This is a genomic window from Mesorhizobium sp. M7A.F.Ca.CA.001.08.2.1 (assembly GCF_003998455.1).
GTDB classification, from domain to species: domain Bacteria; phylum Pseudomonadota; class Alphaproteobacteria; order Rhizobiales; family Rhizobiaceae; genus Mesorhizobium; species Mesorhizobium ciceri.
Map to the genome: position 1 here is coordinate 1 of NZ_RZPW01000536.1, position 4459 is coordinate 4459.

General features: G+C 59.4%; 4 protein-coding genes. 3 read left to right on the top strand and 1 reads right to left on the bottom strand.

Annotation, left to right across the window (positions count from 1 at the left end; translation table 11 throughout):
- Positions 1-1166: sodium:proton antiporter (locus tag EN914_RS25650; protein ID WP_127389341.1), on the top strand; the 1166-nt coding region annotated here is incomplete at its 5' end.
- A gap of 644 nt (positions 1167-1810) precedes the next feature.
- Here the strand turns inward: EN914_RS25650 and EN914_RS25655 are convergent.
- Positions 1811-3157, bottom strand: coding sequence for a family 1 glycosylhydrolase (locus EN914_RS25655; RefSeq protein ID WP_127218607.1), 1347 nt, complete (start codon positions 3155-3157; stop codon positions 1811-1813).
- Between the two features lie 459 nt (positions 3158-3616).
- On the opposite strand from EN914_RS25655, the gene EN914_RS25660 reads away from it, so the two are divergent.
- Positions 3617-3922: an invasion associated locus B family protein gene (locus EN914_RS25660; protein WP_081714437.1), complete on the top strand. Its 306-nt coding sequence runs from the start codon at positions 3617-3619 to the stop codon at positions 3920-3922.
- A gap of 235 nt (positions 3923-4157) precedes the next feature.
- Positions 4158-4459: sulfotransferase family protein (locus EN914_RS25665; protein ID WP_281034671.1), on the top strand; the 302-nt coding region annotated here is incomplete at its 3' end.

The window sequence follows — 4459 nt, forward strand, 5'->3', positions numbered from 1 at the left end:
CCCTAGGAATGATCCTGCTCACGGCCTCGCTGGTGGCCATGATTTCGAGGCGTCTGCGGCTGCCTTACAGTGTCGGCTTGGTTGTCGCCGGCATTGCACTGAGCTTCCTCCCGGGCGTTGCCGAGCTGCCTCTCAGCCGTGATCTGATTTTCACCGTGTTCCTGCCGCCGCTGATCTTCCAGGCTGCCCTGGAGATCGAGTGGCGTCACTTCAGAGTAGATCTGCCGGTGACAGCGCTGCTTGCCTTTCCAGGGGTCGCGATCGCAGCTGCGGCAGTGGCGGTCGGCATGCATCTGCTGCTTGGGTGGAGCTGGATTGGAGCGAGCCTGTTCGGTGTGCTGATCGCCGCCACGGACCCGGTATCAGTGCTGGCGGCCTTCAAGGAAATGAAAGTGCAAGCTCGCCTCCGTCTCCTTGTCGAATCCGAAAGCCTACTCAACGACGGTGCAGCCGCGGTGGGTTTTGCAATTCTCATCTCTGTGGCTGCTGGCGCCAGCGCAACGCCGTTAGCTATAGCGTCGTCATTTGGCTGGACAGTGACGGGTGGGGTGGCCGCAGGCGCGGCTGTGGCAGCGTTAATTCTTCTTATCGCGGGGCGGACTGAAGATTACCTGGTTGAGATCACATTGACAACGATTGCCGCCTACGGCTCTTTTCTTGCCGCTGAAAAGTTCGGCATGTCGGGTGTGCTGGCGACGCTGACTGCCGGCCTGCTGGTCGGAAATGTCGGCTGGAAGGGTGCTATCTCGGCCAATGCACGAAGCCACGTGCTCGCCTTTTGGACCTATTCGGCGTTCCTGGCCAACTCCATTGTGTTCATTCTGATTGGTGGACATGAAGCCCACCAGCCGTTGGGGATCTTTTCCGCAAGCTCCTTTATTGCTGTCGTGCTCGTGCTCCTCGGCCGCGTGCTGGCCATCTATCCACTCTGTGCCCTGCTGAGGGGGACCTCACTCCAGGTCAACGTCAAGTACCAGCACATTCTGGTCTGGGGAGGACTGCGAGGATCGCTTGCACTGGCGTTGGCCCTTGCACTGCCGCAAGGGATACCCGAAAGGGGGGAAATCATCGTCACGGCGTTTGCTGTCGTGGCGTTTTCAATTTTCGTCCAGGGCCTCACTATGCCTTGGCTTATCCGAAGGATGGGGCTGACGATTAGAGACTGAGACTTGGTCGCCCCGCTCCGCCGCCGACCTAGACGCCCGACCAGTCACCGGCTAAGCAGAAGAGGGGATCGTCATGCTGATGCGATCCGGCGTCGCACGGCCACGCACCACCGCCGTGACAGCGCGCCTTCATCGCCACCTTGAAACCCCCACCCATCTCCAAGAGTCTGGAGCGGGTGGGTCCGCGTCAAGCAAGAGCTAGTAAACATCCCGCTTACAGGCGCTCAGAGCGTTCGTTCGGGATGGCATTGGTCGTCATGGCAAGACGATCTAAAACCTTGCGGGATCTTTCGTTGTTCGAAGCGTCGCTTCGATGGTCAAGTGGAGGTCATCCAACTGTGCATCTGCCCGTCGCTGAAATTCCCGCGCGAATTTGATCAGCGAGGCGTCTGGATGCTAAGGGCTCGGCGCGTTCATTTCCGAGCGACCCAGTTGACCAACTTGGGGTCTGGATTCTGCTTTCCGGTAAGTGTGGCGACCAACGACGCGGCGTGATACCGCCATTGGTCTTTCGGGATGTTGTCTTCGACCACCAGTCTCTTGAATGACCGATGTCCACTCAATGAACGCCACCTTCTCGCCTGTCATGGTCTCGATCGACTTCACAGGGGTTCTCAATCCACGCCCGCGCACCTGCGGCGTGCTTATCCAGGCGCATCAGGTTCGGCCTCTATCCGGGGCAGAGCAAATGGTTCGGAGCCGCCTTCAGCGACCCGGTCCACGCTCAGCAGGCTGCGCGCATACTCCTGCTGCGCACGAACAATGGCATCATTCTGCTGCGAGGGAAGAAAGACCGGCAAAGCAAGGCACACACTTTGTGTGGCCAACAGCTTATTCCAGTTCGCGACCAGCGCCTTGAAAGCCCGTCCAACCGCCCTTGGATTGCGGTCGAGGTCATAGAGGCCCAGCGGATTGACCCGTCCGTTGTTCTCCCGAAGCGCACTGTCCCAGTCCACCTGATCCGTCAGTGAGTACCAGGTGAAGCCTACGATGGGAATGCCGTCGTTGCGGATGCGCAGCACGTTGGCCCACTCTTTCCACAACCAATAGACGGCCTCGTCTCCATTAGGGCCTTCGCTGATGTTGGTCTCTGTATGCATGACAGGTAGCCGGTAGCGGTTGAAGTACTGCCGCGTGATCTCGTCGTAGCCAAACACCTCGCCGGACCCGGACGTCGTGCCGTCTTCCCAAACCCGATGTTCGTTGGTCTGGTAATAATCGGTGCCCATCACGCAATGCCGACGCAGATGGTTCTCCAGGAAGAAACTGTATTCTTCGGCCGTCATCCCGTTTTCGAGAAGGTAACGATAGGTGCGCGCGTCGACGTCGTGACCGTAGTTGAGATCAAGCGACAGGAAACGCTCTCTGTTGAACCGCTCCGCCCCTAAGATCGCCTCGGGAGAGTCGGCGTGGAAGTATTCCGAGGATTCGCTCTGAATAAAAATCGCGTCCGGTCGCACCTCGAGGATCGCCCGCATGGCAAGCACGTTTGCCTTCACGATGTGCTTGAGGGCGGTGACGAAGGCGGTGTCGCTGCTCAGTTGCTCGTTCCACCAACCCCAGCGGGCTGAAAAGGTGGCGCAGATGAACATCTCATTTATTGGCGTGAAGAGCTGGATCCACGGATAGCGGATCGCAAAACCCCGGGCATAGTGTTCGAATAGTCTCGGAAAGTCGGGGTTCTGGAAATTACCAACCCAGTCCGGCACGCCAAAATGGCAAAGGTCGACGATCGGGAGAACGTCCTTCGCCTTTAGGTCGGAGAAGGTCTCGTCGGCGAAAGCCCAGTCGTAACGTCTATCAGCTAGCCACGTTTTGTGAATGGGAGGTCCGTAGCGGAGGAAATGGAGCCCGAGGTCCTGGACGAGTTCGAAGTCGGTGCGCCATCGATGGTAGAAGCGACATTTTTCCAGTTCGTCGACCCGCTCCCGCCCTCCTCGAATAGTCGGTGTGCTGTTCTCGATGCCGGTGGCAAACATGAACGTGAACATTGATGGTCCTCAGCCAATGCAGACATGCCTGACTTGCTCAACGTTCAGTGCTCCACGCCGTTCCTGCAAGGTGGTTGAGGGTCGGTGATCCTGGCCTGGCCGAGGCGGTTGTCCACCGTAACCACGCACAGCGTCTTCGGCGAAGCCTTCGCCAAGTCGAGCCTGAAGGAGTTCAGCGACAGCCGGTCGATCGGTGCCAAGCTCGGCTTCAGTGTCAAGTGGTAGTCGGCAGGTTGCAGGCTGATAGGGGCAATGAGCTTGGCGCCGAAGCGAGCCGGGCTGATACGAATAGATCAAGATATGATCCGTAGGAACTGGGGCTGAAGCCTCCTGCTGATGCAACTGCTGCGCTCTGATGGGCTTTGCCATTTCGGTGTTTGCGCAAAAGATGATATGGGTTCCGGGCGGTGCGACGTCACTCCAGGAGAGCTACCAGGACTGGAGCCTCACATGTCATAGATCGCCTGCGCTGTCTCACAGCAACAAACGCAGCAGAACGGCCAGCGGACAAGGCTGTCGAGCTCAGGCGGATCAGCGATGGGACCTTGGCCGGCAACCTCGTGCTTCCGTGGGCTTCTGCTCGACGCCGGCGCAAGCCTGCAGATCGACGACGGCCCGTCGCTCGACGTGCTTCGCTTCTCGACCTGCGTGCCCGCCGGCTGCATCGTCCAGCTCACCCTCGATGAAGGAACAGTGGCCGCATTGCGGGGAGGAGCGGCGCTGAAGAGCGAGGTCAGGAGCACCGATCAGAAGGAGGCGCTGTGATGGCCGGGATTGCGAGATTTCTAGCGGCTATGATACTGGAACGAAGTCTGCCGCCTGGTTTCTGCGGCTCGGATCGCAATCGACGCCGTAACCGGCAGGCCGGGTATTTAGTCTTCGGACAGAGCGAGTTCGGCGCATCTCTCGATATTCCAATTGGTCTCTCAGGATGCGCCAGGACCATCCTCCCTTCCCAACCGGTGCAATCTATGATCCGCTCCCGCCACAGGAGGATCGCATGGCATTCTCTGTTATCGGGGCTGGGTTCGGCCGCACCGGCACGCACACTCTGAACTTGGCGCTTGAAATGCTCGGGTTTGGGCCGTGCCATCACATGGAGGACGTCAACTCTAACCCCGAGCACCGCGACCTGATCCGCGCGGCCGGGCGCCGCGAGCCGGCGAACTGGGACGTCGTCTATGCCGGTTACAAGTCGGCAGTCGACTGGCCGACGGCCTATTTCTGGCGCGAACTCGCCGAGTATTTCCCCGACGCCAAGCTCATCCTCACCGTTCGCAACCCCGAGGACTGGTACAGGAG